The following is an 18,779-nucleotide window of genomic DNA, read 5'->3' as shown; positions in this document are numbered from 1 at the left end:
TATCGAATGGTTCTAGTATTATCATAAGTGACTGACAGTCAGTCACTATTAGTGATAGAAGCACAAATTTACAGGAGGCAACCATGAAACAGACCACCTACGATCAATTATTGAAAGCGGCCATCACCGTCATTCATCGGGAAGGGTTCGATCAAACGTCGGTCTCCCACCTAGTGAAGGAAGCCGGCGTAGCTCAAGGAACATTTTATAATTATTTCGAGTCGAAAAAAGAGCTCGTGCCGGCCATTGCTTCTCATATCCTAAACGAACAGCTGGCTCGCATGAAAGCGCATGGAGATGCAGGCACCCTGACCGAAATCATTGATATCGTGATTGCCATAACGTTTCAGATCACGGAAGAATTTCAGGATTCGATCAGCATGTGCTATGGCGGGATGTCGCTCTATTACTCCTTTGAGCGTTGGGAAGCGATTTATCGCCCCTATTATGATTGGCTCCAAGCGCAATTCGTGCAATTACAACAGCACCATCAACTGACGCATGAACTGGAGCTGAAGCTGATGGTCAACAACACTATCGGTCTGGTCGAGCACGCAGCAGAGAGCCATTATTTATCCCAATCGGGGACGAACGATCAACGGCAGGCCAAGGCCGAACTGAAGAGCATGCTTGTACGAGCTCTCGCAAGATAAGGGGGTGATCGAATGAATGTGAAACAAGAAAAGAAAATCCTTTGGATCTCGATCATGGCCACCGTTCTGTTTTCAGGTACCGGTATGGTCTTGGGCTTATGGTTCCAATCGCAAATGATTGTCTTCGACGGATTATATTCGCTGGTCGGTGTGGCGCTCTCCTGTGTATCGCTAGCGGCGGCTACATGGATGGCAACGACTGACTGGAAACGGTACCCCTTCGGGTTAGACATCGTGGAACCTCTCGTAGTGTTATTCAAGTACATGGTTATTCTACTGTTGATCGCGGGTTCGGCCGCGGCCGCCCTGGTGTCCCTGTTCCAGGGAGGGCGGGACATGCAAGTCGGACCAGCGTTTGTCTACTCGTTTATCGGATTACTTGCGTGTGGAGCTGTCGCCCGTTATTTACACGTGCATGCTTCCCGTTCGCAGTCGGCCTTATTAAAGGCAGAATCCAATCAGTGGCTCATGGATACGCTCGTCAGTATGGGAGTGTTTGTGGGTTTTCTCGTCGCCTTTATGCTTGAAATCTTTCAGTGGTTCCCGTCGTTTATTCCTTATGTCGATCCAGTCATGGTACTGCTCGTATCCGTATACTTTTTGCGGTTTCCGCTGAAAGAAATGCGCCTAGCCCTTCGGGAGGTTTTGGCGATGAGCTCGCATGAAGGAATACGCCGTCGCATGGAAGAAACGTTAGAGGAGCTGGCTGGCGACTATAATGTCGAAGAAAGCTTTCTGCGGATGACCAAGGTCGGGCGAACCCTTTGGGTGGAAATTGATATTGTGGCGCTGGAAAGTAGCCCCCTCAATTCCTTAAAAAAACAAGATGAAATGCGAGAAAAACTGGCCGCAGTATTGACCGGCGCAGCGCCCAAAAAGTGGCTGACGGTTTCATTTATGGCCGATCGGCATTGGGCCCTGGATGACTAAAAGGTGGATAAGTTTTGGTGAGTTATTCTTACAGAAAAACCGCTCTGATGAAGGATCACCCTGATCTTTAAGGGAGGTAGCCGCCGGGCTCGGCGGCTGCATAAAGTGGAAACTGAAACATATGACGACGAATCAAGTCATTGACGTAGACCATTTTTCACAATGCGTTAACACAAAGTAGATTATTGGAAGCAGGTTCCGCTTTTGCTGGCATCGACTATGATCTATACCCTTATGATAGTATACATGCTATTACAAAGGTGTAGAGATTCTTATGAGAATGGAGGGACTAACGATGGTATATGAGGTAGAAGCATTAGGAAATGTTCCAGCGTCCGAAAATTGGCTGTTCGATGCAGCAACACAGGAATGGAAAAATTAGGTCTCCAGAGATTTTGGGACAAAACGGCAGACCAGTATGTTCGGTAGCGATCGACCCTCGAACATAACCGTTGCCCTTGGAAGAGAATCACACAGGGAGAGACGCTATACCGCTGTCGATCAAGAAAAACAATACCATTGGGAAATCGATGGCCTTAAAACGGGCAAGACCGTTTGTTGCTTGTGATTCATGAAGGGCAAGAGGTGCTGCTGTTGCACAATTTAATAAGACGTATAACGGGGCGACTCGACGACCGGACACTGGCCCAGCTGAACAGTGTTACGACGCTTATGGTGCGAATAATTCCAGATAACAACGATAAAGACAAAGGAAGACATTGAGATAAGCAAAGCATTCGATCGTTACCAGGAAGCTATGGGAAAAGCACATATTGATCGATTAAAGCTGGAAGCAGTCCTTGCGGCAACCATCAAAACTGAACGCCAACGTCAGGTTCTTTCCCAACAGGAGTTGGCAGATGCAATTGGAAAACCAAAATTTACGATCAAAGCTATTTTTGATTCTTGACTAAGAGAGGCGCTAGAATCATCGAAAAGACAAAACGTGATGGCAATGAATGGTCTACTAACTAAGGAGATGATACAAGCATTCTACTTATAATGCTTTAACAAATCCTCCATCAGCAAGAATAGTTTGCCCTGTAATGTACGTATTCGCTTCAGAACAGAGGTACACCATTAATTTTGCGTATTCCTCTGAGCTTCCGTAACGCCCTAAGGGAATGCTCACTATGCTTTGGTTTTTTATTTCTTCTGATGAAATTCCTAATTTCTCTCCTTTAGTTTCATCAAGCTGCTTTGTTCTATTGGTTTCAATCCGACCTGGGCCAATAACGTTAATAAGAATATTATCTGGTCCTAATTCTTGGGAAAGTGTTTTTGTTAAACCGAGTACGCCTGCGCGTAATGTATTAGATAATATTAAATTATCGATAACGCTTTTCACGGATGACGACGTAGAGTTAATTATACGTCCACCTCCCTGGGCTTTCATATGGGGAATCACAGCTCGAATGGATCGAATAAAACTTAATAAAACTAATTCATAAGCCTGCTGCCAATCTGCATCAGAAAATGCAGTGAAGGGGCCAGCAGGTGGCCCTCCGGTATTGTTTACTAAAACATCAATTCGACCTAGTTTAGAAACGCTTTTTTCTACTACCTCTTCAATATCTTCTTGCTTTGTCATGTCTCCTACGGAATAGAAAACGCTATTATTATTTGTTGTACGCTTAATTTCTTCTACTGTATCTACAAGTTTATCCAACGAAGAGCTAAAGAGCATCACTTTGGCCCCTTCTTTGGCAAATTCCATCGCTCCAGCTTTTCCCAAACCAGCACTTGAAGCTAAAACTAATACGCCTTTTCCTTTTAACCCCAAATCCATATCTGCTTGTCCCTCCTTAAACCAATCCATGCACCTAGTAAGAAAGCCTATTATATGCTTAGACCAAGGATTCCATTGAATACATAGTAACTCTTTTTAATAGAGCTTAAACATTCACGCTTGCTTTTTCTTTGCGTCCTTCTTCAGCGTGTATACGTTCTACAATATTCTTACCGATTTCTAGAGAAGCAGTTGCCGCTGGTGATGGGGCATTGCACACATGTAAACTTTTCTGGCCAGAAACAATGTAAAAATCATCAACCATTTTTCCATCTTTCGTTAAAGCTTGGGCCCGTACCCCACGTGGTCCTATCATAAGATCTTCTTCCTGGATTTCAGGAATCATTTTCTGGAGATTTTGTACAAATTTCTTCTTATTTACGGAACGGATCATTTCTCCTACGCCTTCTTTTAAGTAAGGTTTAGCAAGCTTCCAGAATCCTTTGTAGAGAAGGACTTCAGATAAGTCTTTGATATTGATATCCCGCTTTTTGTATCCTTCTCGCTTGAAACCAAGAACGGCGTTAGGCCCGGCATCAACATTACCATCCATCATACGAGTGAAGTGAGCACCTAAAAAGGGGAATTCGGGGTTGGGGACAGGGTAAATCAAATTACGTACGAGATCTCTTTTCTCTTCGACAAATTTATAATATTCCCCCCGAAAAGGCACGATTTTTAGGTCCAGGTGGTAACCAGCGAGTTCAGCTATCCTATCACTTTGCAAGCCAGCACAATTAATCAAGTAACGACCGCGATAGGTATTATTATTGGTCTCAATTTCTACATCATCAGCATTTTCTGAAATGGCTGTTACAGCAGTACCATATTTAATTTGGCCGTTTTGTTGTTCGATGAGTTCGGCAAGCTTATTGGAAACTTTCGAGTAATCAATAATGCCAGTCGAAGGTACGTGAATACCCGCTATTCCTCTTACGTGTGGCTCTTTCTCTAAAAGTTCCGATTTGTTTAATTTTTCAATGTTTAGTTTATTCTGAAGCCCCCGTTGGTAAAGGTTTTCAAGGTGGGGAAGTTCCTTTTCTTCTGTGGCGACGATAACTTTTCCACAGATGTCTATCGGTATCTGATGCTTTTCTGCAAATTGACGCATGGATTCGTTTCCCTGTTTAGCCAGACGAGCTTTTAGACTTCCGGGGGTGTAATAAATACCAGAGTGAATAACGCCGCTATTGTGGCCTGTTTGATGAAAAGCTACTTTCTCTTCTTTTTCAATTACAGTGACGCTTGCCTCAGGATGTTGCTTCGTTAGTTCATAGGCAACAGACAAGCCCACGATCCCTCCACCGATAATAATATAATCTTCCATACGTTTCTCTCCTTTATTGTTGGTTGGATTAATAGTTAAGATGTTTTATTCATTATTGGTGGCAAACCACCATCATAGAAGATTTAAATAGAAATAAGCAAAAGTTATGAAAAACATTGTATTTTTTCATTTTTCACAGGTGCCGGTTTGTTTTGGCTATTCATCCATCGATTTGATTTCTTCTAATTTAGTTTTAACATTCATTAAATGGGCTTTCATTACTGTTTTGATCGTATCACTATCTCTTGCACAAAAGGCTTCGTAGATCTTTTCGTGTTCTTGATACACCTCTTTTCGTTTTCTAGGCTTCCCAATGTTTTTTGATAGAGAAAATTGTAAAGAGTTTTGAAGAACGGTGCTTATATTAATAAATGTTTGCTCAAAAAAAGCATTTTTGGCCGCCCGGATTAAAACGAGGTGGAACTGATAATCTGCTTCAAACCCTATGCTTTCTCTGTTTGTTAGAGTATTTTGAAATTGATTGAGCGCTTGTAACAATTCAATCTCATCCTCTTTTTCGTGTCGTTGGGCTGCTAAGGCAGCAGCTTCTACTTCGAATACCATACGCATTTCGAGTAAATCAATAATTTCACTAACGTCAATAACGGAATAGGGAAGGACCTCCAGCATGTTTACCAGATGAACTTCATTGACTTGTCGACCTCCCCCCTGAAAAGAAGTAATTACGCCACTAATAGATAGAATATTTAAAGCTTCACGTATAGCCGTGCGACTAACCCCAAACTGTTTGGCTAAGGTTATCTCGGGAGGGAGTTTATCGCCAGGAGCGTATTCTCCTGTTCGGATTTTCTCTTGTAATGATTCTAGAACTTGAGTTGACACTTTTTTACGATAAAGGGATTCAGGCATCCATTAACCTCCTTTCTTAAAGACCGTATTATAAGATCGATCTTGGTAATGATAACGATATACTTGTATGGCTATGGCACCTCCCAGGAGTAAAATTCCGAGTATCACAGTAAATACGTTAGTAAATAACAATAATACTACAGGAAAGATAAAAAGTAGTTGTTCCCACCATAATAAAGGCTTTAAGAAAAACTTTGCTAATACTATGGTTAAAGCAAATATGATCGAGGACGCTATTAGCAGCATCAATAGGATATCAAGAAAGTTGATATTACTTCCTTGCATAACCATAGCTGGATTAAAAGCAATCAAAAACGGAATAATAAACCCTGGTAATGCTAAACGTAAAGCACTCCAAGAGGTTTGCATTGCATCCGATTTAGCTATACCTGAAGCGGTATAAGAGGCTAAAGCTACAGGAGGAGTAATGCTAGAAAGCACCCCAAACCAGAAGACAAAGAAGTGAGCTGCAACGTCATTGATTCCCATATCAATAAGCACAGGAGCTACTGTTACGGCAACAATAATATATAAAGCCGTAGAAGGCAGACCGAGACTCAATACGATACAGGTTAGCATGACTAGTAATAAAGCTATTAACAAATTGCCGCTGGAAATGGCTAAAATATTGGTACTAATAGCTTCCCCCAAGCCTGTCATGGATATAACGGCAATCATAATACCAATGGAGGCGCATGCCATTGTCACCTGCACGGTACCTTTGGCTCCCTCATAGAGACCCTGAATCAATTTTTTAGGTGTAATACGTGTTGAAGGGTCTAACGTTAACCAGCTTACAATAATGATACTTATGATACCAATAAACCCGGCGAATAGAGGCGTACGGCCTGATAATAAAAAGTATACAACTACTACCAATGGGAGCAACAATAACCCTCGTTCTTTGAGTACTTTAAAGACTTGAGGTATCGAGTCTTTGCTAATACCTTTTAGTCCTTGTTTCCTAGCTTCGAGATTGATAGCTAGAATTAACGCTCCAAAGTATAAAAACGTGGGAATAATTGCCGCTAGCACGATGACCGAGTACGGTACTCCAAGAAATCCTGCCATGATAAATGCTGCTGCGCCCATGATAGGAGGCATCATCATACCGCCTGTGGATGCTGTGGCTTCCACAGCTCCGGCGAACCGTGATTTAAACCCCACCGATTTCATTAAGGGGATCGTAAATGTGCCAGTTGTGGCAACATTAGCGACGGCACTGCCGCTTAACGACCCCGTTAAGGCACTCGTTAATACAGAAACTTGAGCTGGTCCACCGCTATATCTTCCAGCGACAGCTAACGCTAGATCATTAAACAATTTCGAAGCTCCACTAACACTAAGAAATGCTCCCAAGATAATAAATATAACAATATACGTAGCAGCTATGGATAAAGTCATACCGAATATACCTTCTGTAGTCATATATACGCGATATAACAGCCTCTCAATACTAAAACCAGCGTGGCCAAAGACGCCAGAGAAGTAGGGGCCAACGATACTGTATATCATAGCCAATATGATTAAAATAGGGATAAACAAGCCTAACGCACGACGAGTGGCTTCCAATAGAAAAACGATCGCTACAGCGGCAAAAATATAGTTAATCGTAACTGCTTGCGACAGGCGATCAATATGGATATTGGAATATCCAAATAGAATGTATCCAATGGCAATGGTACTACCAATGGCTAGCAAGACATCTATGAAAGAAAAGGGAGTATCTTCGTTCTTCTTTGTGAAAGGATACAAAAGAAATGCTAAAAATGAAGCCAACATGAGAAATACGCCATTTCGGTATATTTCCTGCATGTTCAAAAAGCTATTCGATACGATAGCGAATACTGCTAATACGACAGCTATGCTAACGACGAGAACCTTTCTCCAATTGCTAGAATACCTATTGGGCGGTTGGATCATCTCAGTATGATGGTTTGAATCTAGGTTTTCGTTGCTATTGGCCATTTACATACTCATCCTTTCTTCTCTTCTGGGGGCATTAAATTTTCTGGTACTTCTACGCCTTGTTCTTTGTAATACTCGTAGGCCCCTAAGTGTAATGGAACCGTTAACCCTTCCAGGGAATTTTCTAACGTTATATTCTTCGTCACGGAATGTATACCATGTACTTGTTCTAAATTCTCATACGTACTTTTCGTTAATTGGTAAACTCTTTCTTTATCTAAACTTTTATCGGTGCCCATAAAATTACCTTGTGCTACGGTATGGATCTCTTCAGACTGGTTGGGATAAGTTTCAGCAGGAATCGTATATCGATAAAAAACATCTGAGCTTTCTTGAATTTTTTGTAATTGTTCATCGGATACGTTGAGCAATGTCGCATTTACGCCACTAGCATACATGTCTGTAATAGCAGTGGTCGGTAACCCTGCAGAAACCGCTCCTCCCTGTAAAGTTCCATCTCTCATTGCAGAAATGGTGTCCCCGAATCCAAGGTAATCTTGATTGATATCCCTTTTGGACATGCCGAGGCTATTCATAATAATACGTGTTGTTTGTTCTGTCCCACTTCCGCGAGAACCCAAAGAAAAATTCGTTCCCTCTATATCTGCTAAGGTACCTGTAGTAATTTGATTATTCTTTAAAGGAAATTGCTCTGTATTAGGCCATAGCATGGTTACAGCGCGTAAATCTTCATAAGTATTATCATCATATATATCTTTTCCTTGGTAAGCAAAGTCTCCAATAACACCTTGGATAGTGGCGAATTCCGCTTCTCCTTCTCTTAATAAATCAATATTTTCTACGGACCCCCCTGACGATTGGCCTGTCACTCGGATATTTTCTCCTAGTTCCTCTGTATACAAATTCGCTAAACCCACGCCCACAGGGTAGTAAGTTCCCGACGTCGTTCCTGTAGCGATCGAATAATATTCATACTTTTGGTCCGAAAAAGCATTTAATAAAAGAAATGAAACCGGTATCAAAATTAATAATAAAAAAAGAATGCGTTTCATAATAAGCCCCTTTCAAGAAAAGATGTTATACTGTATAACAAATTCTAGTTGTTAACGCTTTCAATTACAATACAAAATTTTCAGAACTCTATAACCAAATTTTAATTGATAGGCGAATGATCTATATCTACAATTAGAATGAACTGAAGTAAAGGATTAATATTAAATAATGATTATTTTGAAAAGGGGATATACATATGAATAACGTAGTATTTATCGCAGGTCATGCTAGGCTTCCAGAAGGCATGGCTGCACAAAGTATGTTTCAAACACTCACAGTTACAGTAGAAATTGATCGTGAATACGGAGTGATTTTAGAATCTTCTTGTACGTTGGCAACTGCCCACGGAAGAGAATTTATTAACCGGCTTTTGAAAGGCTATAGCTTACAGAATGGTATTGAAAAACCTATTGATCTTATTAACCATAATTATTCAGGCAAGGCCAAAAATGCCATTGTTTCAGCTCTAAAAGATTTATACAAACAATATAAAAATTTATAAGGGCCTATTTTTAGAATTGATAAAAAGTAGAACGTCGAAAATTTTTTAAATAAAAAATGAATAAAACGTTGACAAGTCGATAAATTTAATTCACTATAATGTTAACGCTTACCACAAGAAGGAATAACTCCTTTTGTTCCGTGAGCGCAAAAAGTTATTATGATCATTTTAACGATAAAACTGTTTAATATGACGTGGACTTACTATTTGATAGTTTGCCATCCGTCTATTAGAGCCAGTCTTTAAACACAAGGAAATTTTTGTGTTAAAAGGCTGGCTTTTATTTTTTCACTTATTTTCAACTATCAAGGAGGAATATTAATTTATGGCTATTTCAGGAAACAACATTTTAGATTTTTCCCAAGAAACTCAGGAAATAAAGATTGCCAAACATCCACAGAACGCTCGTCTCTACCATATTGATATCAAAAAAGACGCTTTAGCAAGGTTCTTTGATCAAGTGAAAAACGTTGAAGTGCAAGAATTAGAATATGTGCCTTACACGCGATTTATTGTAGCTAGCGCCTTACAAGACGTGCTAAGTGAATCTTTTACTACAACTGTTCGTGGTATATTAATGGACCGAGCCACGGGAGGGTTTACGATTGGTTTGGATCAAGAGATCACAGATACCGATAAATACGTTCTCTTTTCTACAGCTCTTACGCATCTAATTGGAGAATGCAACTTCGACGCTATGTCTGGTAAATATTATGCTCGCTTTACTGTCGGCCATACGGACAGTAGTGATTCGTATCTACGACAAGCTTATCGGCGATTTACATTACACACGGATGGCACCTTCGTTGACGAATCGACCGATTGGCTTTTAATGATGAAAATGCATGAAAAAAATGCAGTCGGTGGAGAATCCCGCTTGCTTCATTTAGATGATTGGAAAGAATTAGATCAATATTATAAACATCCGTTTGCGGAAAAAGAAATTTCGTATAAAGCACCTGCCAGCAAAAACGTTGGCCAGGAAGTTAATAGAAAAACGTTCTTCCATAAAAATGGCGAGCCATGCATTTGTTTTATAGACCAATTTGCCAATCCTTCCTCTATTGAAGAAGCTAAATACTTGCGTGATATGTCCAAGTCAATGGAAGAAGACCAAAGTGTTACTGAATTAGAATTGCCGGTAGGACACTTAGTGATGGTGAATAATTTGTTTTGGTTACATGGAAGGGCTGCTTTCGAAGTCAATGAAGACTTAGATCGAGAATTACTTCGTCAAAGAGGAAGATTCCCAAGCTAAACTTTACATTGTACGACCAATTTCTATAGGAAAGAGGAGAATCAATATGTGTATATTCGTACCGAATGTAGAAACAGAAAGCGATAGCGAAATAGAATCTAAAATTATGAAAATCTCTTGTTCAAAAACATGCACCAAGTGTAAAAAACAAAAAAAGTAGTCTACTATTGTTAGCAGAAGAGACACTCCCCATGTCCATGTGTGAAAATGAATTTTTCGAATTAAACGTCTCTTCTACTACCAAAAGATTTTAAACTCTGATATTTTTTAGAGGTTTTATAACTAAAAAATCACCCTTCTCCAACCATTATAGGAGAAGGGTGATTTGCTGTTTGTAAAAAAGATTACATGAAATAAGTTGCTTCAAGTATCTCGATTCCTTGAGGATTAGAATGCTTATTTTTTTGATAAAAAGCTACTACTAATAACGATTATATTAATTAAATGGAAGCAAGTCATCGCTATCTAGAGTTCTATAATGACCATCATTATTCAGAAATATTTAAATGGCTTGACCACGATAGTATACTGGGGTTAAACCATTTAAAAGTTTTACATATTTTGATTGTCTACTTGATGCGGGCAGTTCTATGGATCAGTTTTTTAAGTGCAATCACCAATTATTCAACATGATTTTCATCGTTGATATACATCAGGGGCAAATTCTGATAGCTCTACCGGCCGCTGTTCTTGCCATGATCTATTAGCAGCATGGGCTAAAAGTTCAGCCCGATAGCCATCTTCCCCTGTCGTAGATATCGGTTTATCACTTAGGACCCTATCAATAAACTCAGTAACTTCATCTACATACGCTTCTCGGTATCTTTCGAGGAAAAAGTGCTTAGGTTTGCCTTGGGAGACTCCTTGATGATTTGAAATCTTCAACGTGTGATCTGTATCATTTTCCGTACTAATATTTCCTTGATCGCCGAACACTTCTATTCGTTGATCATAGCCATAGGAAGATCGACGGTTATTATCGATAATTGCTAGGGCTTTATTTTCAAAATTAATCATGCACATGGCCGTATCAATATCACCAGACTTTTCCACTTCTGGATTGATACAACAGTGTCCTTGAGCATAAATACTAGTTGGTTCACTTCCTACAATATAACGAATCATGTCATAGTCATGAATGGTCATATCAAAAAATAATCCGCCAGATTTTTTAATGTATTCAATAGAAGGTACTGCTGGATCTCGAGAAGTAACTTTTACGCTATGAGGGCTACCAATTTCTTTTTCTAACAGAGCTTCTTTAACGGCACGAAAATTATAATCGTAACGACGGTTAAAACCCACTTAGAATTTCACTTTACATTCATTCACCACTTTTAGAATTCTTCTTGTTTCTTCTAATGAAAAACTAATTGGCTTCTCACAGAAAATGTGCTTATTGTATTTAGCAGCTTTTTCAATGATCTCTGCATGAGTACTAGTAGGGGAACAAATAAAAATTGCATCGATACTTTTATCGTCGATGATTTCGTTATAGTTTTTAGTCACATAATGAAAGCCTAGCTTTTTGGTCCACTCCTCTAAAGAATCCACAAATAAATCGGAAACCGCTATTAATTCTACTTGTTCGTTATGCTTCAAGTTTTCTGCATGAAGCTTTCCAATACGTCCCGCGCCGATTATTCCTATTTTCAATTCTGCCAATGTTATTCTTCCCACCAATTAATACAAGGGGTTGTTATTGGGAAATGAATTTATCATACTTGTTTTGCTTGTGGTATTTTTGCTTTTTCTGCATGTTGATATTTCCAAATTAATATTTTCATCTATAGCTTTACAATGGAAAGATTCTTAAACAGAAGTTAGACGTTCCCACCAATTTTATCGAAATTAATAAACTTTAACATGATTTAACAACCACTCATGTTCAGGATCATTTTTAAAATTCCATGTTCGTATAGGACCGGCCATAACATTCAAAAAATAAACATCATAGCCTGGTGGCGCAGCAACAGGATGATAGCCTTTGGGGACAAGTACAGCTTCATCGTTCTTTACAGCTAAATTTTCGTCTAATAAATTATCATCTGTATAAACACGTTGGTAAGCAAACCCATTTTCCGGATTGATTTTATGGTAATATGTTTCTTCGAGTTTGGATTCATGGGGTAAATTATCTTCATCATGCTTATGCGGAGGAAAGCCGGACCAACTACCTTGTGGAGTAAGCACTTCCACTACAAGCAAACTATCCGCGTTAGCCTGCTCAGGCAAAATATCATGGATATATCTAGTAAGGTTACCCGAACCTCGCGTTGAAACTTTTACATCTTCTGGAGTGATAAGCCTGGCTTCGTAAGTCCCTTTACCCGGAGCTGCACATACTACGTATTCAACTTCTGTTAATGCCTGTATTGCATATTGGTCTTTAGGAGGGACATATACAGAATAGGGAGGAGTCCATTCAAAAACACTCATACGGTGACCGATGTTTTCGTATTTTTCTTTCTCAGTAGCAATATTCACTTTTCCGCTTAGTATTACTATACAAACTTCGTTACTCAATGTTTCTTTCTTCACGGTTTGACCTTGTGATAGTTTGAAAACTTCAAATCCGATGTATTCCCAGCCGGCGGAGTCTGGTGTGATTTTTAATACATTTCCTTCTTCATTTGGGTCCATGTTTTTCACAATTAGATCACTCATTAAGAAACTCCTTTCTCTTTCCAAACATATTAAACAAGTCGAAACATGCTTTCTATAAACCAGTTTTTATTCTAATATAATCGCGAGCTTTTATGGCATGTTCAAGAGGGTTTGCATTGTGTGGATCCTGTTCAGCTTCTACCACAATCCAACCTTGATATTTATTTTTATCCAGAATTTGAAAAATCGTTTCTAAATCAACCATGTCACCATCAGAGGGGACAGTAAATAAACCTAGTTTTACACCAGTAAGAAAACTCAGCTGCTGTGCTTTCATTTTTTGAAGAACTTCCTGGCGGACGTCTTTTATATGAACATGATTCACACGATGAACATATTTTTGCAATATCTCTGCCGGATCGTCGCCCGCTACCGTCGCGTGTCCAGTGTCAAATAACAAGTGCACCAGGTCAGGATTCGTGAGTTCCATCAATTTATCTATTTCTTCCAACGTCTCAATTCCAGTACCTATATGGTAATGAAAAGCAATCTCCATTCCCTTTTCATTTGCCAGTCGGCCTAGTTCTTCAAGACCTCTAGCCAGTTCGTGGAATTGTTGATCGGTTAAATAGGGGCGATCTTTAAAGAGAGCCAAACTTTCATCGCCGTGAACAGTGCGTCCAACTTCACCAACTCCAATCACATTTGCTCCCACGTCGTGTAAAAAGTCACGATGTTTTATAAAAGCCTCGATAGTTTCTTCTTTTGGTTTTGAAGTGAAATAACTGCTAAACCAGCCGTTGCATATTTCCAAATTGCGCAATTCAATAGCTTTTTTTAAAAGATGTTGTTCTTTAGGAAATTTGGTGCCGATTTCACTGCCATCAAATCCTGCAAGTGCCATTTCACTTAAACATTGCTCAAAGGAAATATCTCCGCCGAGTTCCGGCAGATCGTCATTAGTCCAATTAATAGGTGCGCACCCGATTTTTACCTCTTGTGGCGATAACATCATATTCCTCCCTTCTTTGTTGTTTAAAGCAATTTTATATTCTTCAAGTTTTCCCTCATTGTTTCGTGAGCTTCTTTCACTTTTTTACTTTCTGAAACCTCTGGCACACCTACGTGCCAAAAGCTTTCATAGTCTTCTGTCATTGTACCGGGAAGAACCTTCACGTGAATTAAAGTAGACGTCGTTTCTAACTTAGATTGTTCAATAGCATCGTTCAATTCTTGTAAACTAGTCACAGTGTATGCTTTTGCTCCATAACTTTCAGCATTTTTAGCGAAATCGATTGGGGCGTAACTGCCGCTTAAATCCTTTTTATCCCTATCTCGATGTCTGAACTCGTTACCAAAACTGTCAATACCATGAGCGCGCTGTAAATTATGGATGCACTGAAAGCCGTTGTTATCAAATAAAATGATATTAAATTTGATCCCTTCCTGGATACTGGTATATAGTTCAGTATGGCCCATTAAATAAGCTCCGTCGCCGACAAACGCATAAACTTCGCGCTCAGGGTGAGCGAGCTTCGCTCCCAATGCTCCCGGTACTTCGTAGCCCATGCATGAAAAGCCGTATTCGAGATGATACGTATCCGGGATGCTCGGCCGCCAGAGACGTTCCAGGTCAGAAGGCAAGCTTCCTGACGCTGATACAATTACAGCGTCAGAATCCAGCTGCTTATTTAACTCCATTAATACTCTTGTTTGAGAGAGTCCATTTTGTTCTTCGATAGATTCGAAATAGGACATTTCTTTCTGCCACTCTTCATTTGCTTGTTGGATTTCGTCAGTATAACTAGACATATAGTTGATTTTTTCTAATGCTTTCGAAAGCTTTGTGAGTGCTGCCTTAGCATCTGCTGTAATAGAAGAAGCATTCAATTTATTAGCATCTAAGGCATTGACATTGATCGTGAGTACGTCCACTTCATGATTTTGATAAGCTTTTTTGGAAGAAGTTACAAAATCATTTAAACGAGTACCAATCGCAATAATCAAGTCAGATTCTTTAGCTATTCGATTAGCAGCCAGCGTTCCACATATACCGACGCCGCCCAGATTATATGGGTGATCCCATGCTACATTTCCTTTGCCGGTCTGTGTTTCACCGAATGGAATATTGAATTTTTCTGCAAATATTTTTAATGTTTCTGAAGCTTCGCTGTACCGAACGCCACCCCCACAAATGATAAATGGTTTTTTCTTGGTGGAAATGAGTCGTACTGCTTCTTCGATTGTCTCGTCTGCTGCGGGGCGACGTTCAATATTATGCACTCGTTTTTCAAAAAACGATACTGGGTAGTCATATGCTTCTGCTTGTACATCCTGAGGCAAGGCTAGGGTCACTGCTCCAGTCTCAGCAGGGTCAGTCAGTACACGCATTGCTTGCAAACAAGCTGTGATAAGTTGCTCAGGACGAACAATACGATCCCAATACTTACTTACGGGCTTAAGCGAATCCGTCACGGAAACCGTGTAGTCAGAGCTGTCTTCGATTTGTTGCAGTACGGGATCGGGCTGCCGTGTAGCAAAATTATCTGAAGGTAAAAACAGGGCAGGCAGGCGATTCACCGTTGCTGTGCCTGCTGCAGTAACTAAGTTTGCTGAACCAGGGCCAATGGAAGCTGTAACAGCATAGATATTTTTACGTCGCTTTTGTTTTGCATAAGCCATAGCTGCGTGAGCAATTTCTTGTTCGTTTTTCCCCTGATAAAAGGAAAAGCTTTGCTTGTATTGTTCAAGCGCCTGGCCTAAGCCGACAACGTTTCCATGGCCAAAGATTCCCATCATTCCTGCAACAAATTTATGCTCTTCTCCATCTATTTTTATATACTGGCTGTTTAAAAATTTTATCAATGCTTGAGCCATGGTCAAACGGATTGTCTGCATCATAATCGCCTCGTTTCTTACATATATATAACGTGGAAATTTACTATACGTAATGTTTTCGTTCATATGTGGAATCTTCGAATCCTAATACATTCAATTTATGCTTGGCTACTATTTTCACTTTATCCATTGGTTTTTCAAACAATTTCAATCGGTCATACTGTTCAGGTAAGTGCTGAACCTCTTTGGTTAGCGTCTGGCCAAAAGCCATGCGCAGGGCTGTTCCAATATTTAACTTTGCGACGTTGTAATCGGTTAACCGTTTCAATTCTGCATCTTCAACTCCCGTTGAACCGTGAATGACAAGTGGTAAATTCACAAGAGTCTCAATAGCTTCCAGCCGTCCAAACTGTACAGCGGCCTTTTGCTTTTGCATTCGCTGAACGGTACCTATCGAAACAGCAAGCCAGTCTACGCCGGTTTGTGCAGCAAATGCTTCTGCTTCTTCAGGTATAGTATATTCGGTCTTATGACCTGCTAAATCATCGTAAGATAGTTTGCCAATTTCTCCTTCAACTGGTATTCCGAAAGCGTGGGCCATATTAGTGATTTCTTTAGTGGCTTTAACATTCTCTTCGAATGGAAGATGAGAGCCATCATACATGATAGAGGTGTATCCACTTTTAATAGCACGCGCTACAGTTTGATAATCTTTGGCGTGATCCATATGGATGGATATAGGTACGCTTGCTTCCTCTGCAAGAAGACGCAGTAAATTTCCCCAATGTTCCACTGGCATATGATCTATAGCTTGTTTATTAGTGGCAAGCAGAATAGGGGCATTCATTTCTTCTGCGGCACGGACAACAGATACTGCATCCTCATATCCAAAAACGTTGAACGCTGCTAGGGCATATTGTCCTTTTGCGGCCTTTTTCATAATATTATTAAAATCACAAATCATGCTGTTCACTCCATTTCCTTTCTTGCTTTAGCCTCGTCAATAAAAGTATAGAGTTCTTCTAAGGTAGGCATAGCTTCTGATGAGGAGTTTTTTGAAATGACAATTGCAGCAGCAGCGCTTCCGAATTCAAGGCATTTATCAATATCCCGGTCCTCCAACAAGCCATGGATTAGTCCTGCCGCATAAGAGTCACCAGCGCCAAATGTCTTTAAAACCTTTGTTGGAAAAGTTTTTCCTTTAAATTGAGTACCTTCATCTGTGTATGCCCATGAACCTTCGCTTCCGTGCTTTATTACGACAAGATTCGCTTGGCAAGACAACCACTTGTCAGCTAGTTGCTGGTCGCTTTGTGTATTGTCAGGGGCGTAAATACTCATGGTATCGAATTCTTCTCTAGTGCCTATAATGAGATCACATTTTTCCGCAATAAGATTGTAATATATAGCAGTTTCTTTTTTAGACCGCCAGGAATAGGGTCTGTAATCAATATCTAAAACGACTTTAGTATGATGCTTTTTAGCATATTCCACAGCAAGAAAAACTGCTTCTCGGGAAGGGCTTTGTGATAAAGCCGTCCCTGATATTAATAAGATTTTTGTGCTTTTAATGTAAGCTTCATTGATATCTTCGGGTGCAAGATTTAAATCAGCCACATTATTTCGATACAAAATGTGATTAGATTCACTCGGGCTTATGATCTCTGTAAAAGCAAGTCCGTTGACGGCTTTAGACTGATCTATCAACACATTGGAACGATCAATGTCATTATCTTTGAACGCTTTCAAACAATAGCGGCCGAGGCCATCATTTGCAACTTTTCCGATAAAACCAGTTTTAAGGCCCAATCGTGAAGTGCCGAATGCAATATTAGCTGGTGAACCACCGATCGTTTTTGTAAAAGATACTACTTCTTCCATTGGACAATTGATTTCGTTGGCATTTAAGTCAACTCCAATCCGACCTAAAGCTACTATGTCTAAGGTTCGATCTGTTGCAAACTTCATATTATTCATTGGATTGCGACACCTCTTTTTTGAATGTCATAAGTTTGTTTTCCCGAAACGATTCGGTAGCTGCATAGGCAACCTCCGTAGATTTTGTGCCATCATAAACAGAAACATCGGGTTTTCGTTCCTCTAAGATGCAATCAATGAATTCTTGCAATTCAAGACGATAGGCTTCTTCAAAACGTTCCTGGAAACCATTGACGCATTCTTGGCGAGCGCCATGATTATCAAAAATCATAACTTGATTTTCTTGAGGAACTGAACCAATTCGTAGTGTTCCATGTGTGCCTACAATTTCAGTTTCTACATGGTACCCGTGTGGAGCGTTCCTTCCTGAATGAAACATTGCCATGGTGCCATTTTCGAAATGCATTAAGGCAGCAACATTATCGCCATCGCCGTACTGTTCAAATTCTTCATGTAAGTAGCAACCACCTGTAGCATACAAAGATTTTACGTCCGATTCTAAGAACCATCTGGCTAAATCAATATCATGGACTGTCATGTCTAAAAATAATCCTCCGCTAGTGGCAGCAAAACGGATAGCTCCTTCGATAGTACTTTCCGGATCAATACTTGTGGCTCTTACAAGAATAGGCTTGCCTATGGAACCCTCTTGAATTCGTTGTTTTGCATATGCGTAAGATGGGTCGTAACGGCGCATAAAACCAAGCATAAAGACTTTGTCTTCATTTCTTTCTACCGCTCTTTCTGCTATTTTGCACTCTTCCATAGAAACACCTAATGGTTTTTCTGAAAAAACATGGAATCCGGCATCAAGAGCGGCTTCAATTTGCCAACAATGTTCAGGGGAGGGGGAAATAATAACAATGGCATCAAGTTCCTCATTAGCAAGCATTTCGTTGTAATCGGTGTAACCGTAAGGAATACCCCAATTTTGCTGTACTTCTTGTACTTCTTCTTTAATGATGCTATTTACCGCCATTAATTCTGCATTTGGTATTCTAAAAGCGATATTTCTTGCTTGATCTATTCCCTGTCTGCCTAACCCTACAATTCCTACCTTAACTTTATTCATCTCAATTCCTCCT

18 protein-coding genes are annotated in these 18,779 nt (G+C 40.0%); 5 read left to right on the top strand and 13 right to left on the bottom strand.

The window, feature by feature from the left end; genetic code table 11:
• Nucleotides 1-83: 83 nt before the first annotated feature.
• The 3 genes from B5066_RS00965 to B5066_RS16630 all read left to right on the top strand — a co-directional run bounded on the left by B5066_RS00965 (nt 84) and on the right by B5066_RS16630 (nt 2,493).
• Nucleotides 84-653: a TetR/AcrR family transcriptional regulator gene (locus B5066_RS00965; protein ID WP_079474094.1), complete on the top strand. Its 570-nt coding sequence runs from the start codon at nt 84-86 to the stop codon at nt 651-653.
• A 12-nt stretch (nt 654-665) separates the two neighbouring features.
• Nucleotides 666-1,583, top strand: coding sequence for a cation diffusion facilitator family transporter (locus B5066_RS00960; RefSeq protein WP_079474093.1), 918 nt, complete (start codon nt 666-668; stop codon nt 1,581-1,583).
• Nucleotides 1,584-2,340: 757 nt separating this feature from the next.
• A complete protein-coding gene (locus B5066_RS16630; protein ID WP_179123996.1) occupies nt 2,341-2,493 on the top strand; it encodes a hypothetical protein in 153 nt (50 codons plus the stop codon).
• A gap of 87 nt (nt 2,494-2,580) precedes the next feature.
• On the opposite strand, the gene B5066_RS00955 is transcribed toward B5066_RS16630, so the two are convergent.
• The 5 genes from B5066_RS00955 to B5066_RS00935 all read right to left on the bottom strand — a co-directional run bounded on the left by B5066_RS00955 (nt 2,581) and on the right by B5066_RS00935 (nt 8,550).
• Nucleotides 2,581-3,372, bottom strand: a complete 792-nt coding sequence (locus B5066_RS00955) for an SDR family oxidoreductase (RefSeq protein WP_079474092.1) — start codon at nt 3,370-3,372, stop codon at nt 2,581-2,583.
• Nucleotides 3,373-3,478: 106 nt separating this feature from the next.
• A complete protein-coding gene (lhgO, locus tag B5066_RS00950; protein ID WP_079474091.1) occupies nt 3,479-4,699 on the bottom strand; it encodes an L-2-hydroxyglutarate oxidase in 1,221 nt (406 codons plus the stop codon).
• Nucleotides 4,700-4,855: 156 nt separating this feature from the next.
• Nucleotides 4,856-5,569, bottom strand: a complete 714-nt coding sequence (locus B5066_RS00945; RefSeq protein ID WP_079474090.1) for a FadR/GntR family transcriptional regulator — start codon at nt 5,567-5,569, stop codon at nt 4,856-4,858.
• Between the two features lie 3 nt (nt 5,570-5,572).
• Nucleotides 5,573-7,537 carry a TRAP transporter permease gene (locus tag B5066_RS00940; RefSeq protein WP_079474089.1) on the bottom strand — a complete coding sequence of 655 codons (1,965 nt, stop codon included), beginning with the start codon at nt 7,535-7,537 and terminating at the stop codon, nt 5,573-5,575.
• Between the two features lie 8 nt (nt 7,538-7,545).
• On the bottom strand, nt 7,546-8,550 hold the full coding sequence (locus B5066_RS00935; RefSeq protein WP_079474088.1) for a TAXI family TRAP transporter solute-binding subunit: 1,005 nt from the start codon (nt 8,548-8,550) through the stop codon (nt 7,546-7,548).
• Between the two features lie 197 nt (nt 8,551-8,747).
• Here B5066_RS00935 and B5066_RS00930 point away from each other — a divergent pair, with 197 nt between their 5' ends.
• Together B5066_RS00930 and glaH are read left to right on the top strand one after the other, a co-directional pair.
• Complete coding sequence (locus B5066_RS00930; RefSeq protein ID WP_079474087.1) at nt 8,748-9,053, top strand: DUF3870 domain-containing protein; 306 nt, start codon at nt 8,748-8,750, stop codon at nt 9,051-9,053.
• 325 nt (nt 9,054-9,378) lie between these two features.
• Nucleotides 9,379-10,311 (top strand): glutarate dioxygenase GlaH, encoded by a 933-nt coding sequence (gene glaH, locus B5066_RS00925; RefSeq protein WP_079474086.1) that lies wholly within the window; start codon nt 9,379-9,381, stop codon nt 10,309-10,311.
• Between the two features lie 636 nt (nt 10,312-10,947).
• On the opposite strand, the gene B5066_RS00920 is transcribed toward glaH, so the two are convergent.
• The 8 genes from B5066_RS00920 to B5066_RS00890 form a co-directional block, all read right to left on the bottom strand.
• Nucleotides 10,948-11,616 carry a Gfo/Idh/MocA family protein gene (locus B5066_RS00920; RefSeq protein ID WP_342351573.1) on the bottom strand — a complete coding sequence of 223 codons (669 nt, stop codon included), beginning with the start codon at nt 11,614-11,616 and terminating at the stop codon, nt 10,948-10,950.
• A complete protein-coding gene (locus tag B5066_RS17015; protein WP_342351572.1) occupies nt 11,617-11,976 on the bottom strand; it encodes a Gfo/Idh/MocA family oxidoreductase in 360 nt (119 codons plus the stop codon). It abuts the gene before it with no gap.
• 186 nt (nt 11,977-12,162) lie between these two features.
• The gene (gene iolB / locus B5066_RS00915) at nt 12,163-12,978 is read right to left on the bottom strand and encodes a 5-deoxy-glucuronate isomerase (RefSeq protein ID WP_079474085.1); all 816 of its coding nucleotides are present in this window, start codon (nt 12,976-12,978) and stop codon (nt 12,163-12,165) included.
• Nucleotides 12,979-13,030: 52 nt separating this feature from the next.
• Nucleotides 13,031-13,930 (bottom strand): myo-inosose-2 dehydratase, encoded by a 900-nt coding sequence (iolE, locus tag B5066_RS00910; protein WP_079474084.1) that lies wholly within the window; start codon nt 13,928-13,930, stop codon nt 13,031-13,033.
• Between the two features lie 23 nt (nt 13,931-13,953).
• A complete protein-coding gene (iolD, locus tag B5066_RS00905; protein WP_079474137.1) occupies nt 13,954-15,816 on the bottom strand; it encodes a 3D-(3,5/4)-trihydroxycyclohexane-1,2-dione acylhydrolase (decyclizing) in 1,863 nt (620 codons plus the stop codon).
• Between the two features lie 43 nt (nt 15,817-15,859).
• The gene (locus B5066_RS00900; protein ID WP_079474083.1) at nt 15,860-16,720 is read right to left on the bottom strand and encodes a class II fructose-bisphosphate aldolase; all 861 of its coding nucleotides are present in this window, start codon (nt 16,718-16,720) and stop codon (nt 15,860-15,862) included.
• A gap of 5 nt (nt 16,721-16,725) precedes the next feature.
• Nucleotides 16,726-17,733, bottom strand: a complete 1,008-nt coding sequence (iolC, locus tag B5066_RS00895) for a 5-dehydro-2-deoxygluconokinase (protein ID WP_079474082.1) — start codon at nt 17,731-17,733, stop codon at nt 16,726-16,728.
• Entirely contained in the window at nt 17,726-18,766 is a 1,041-nt protein-coding gene (locus B5066_RS00890; RefSeq protein ID WP_079474081.1) for a Gfo/Idh/MocA family protein, read from the bottom strand. The genes iolC and B5066_RS00890 overlap by 8 nt, the downstream gene beginning before the upstream one ends.
• Between the last annotated feature and the right edge of the window lie 13 nt (nt 18,767-18,779).

Origin of the sequence: Marinococcus halophilus (genome assembly GCF_900166605.1) — a bacterium.
GTDB classification, from domain to species: domain Bacteria; phylum Bacillota; class Bacilli; order Bacillales; family Marinococcaceae; genus Marinococcus; species Marinococcus halophilus.
This window is presented reverse-complemented; position numbering and strand designations above follow the sequence as displayed.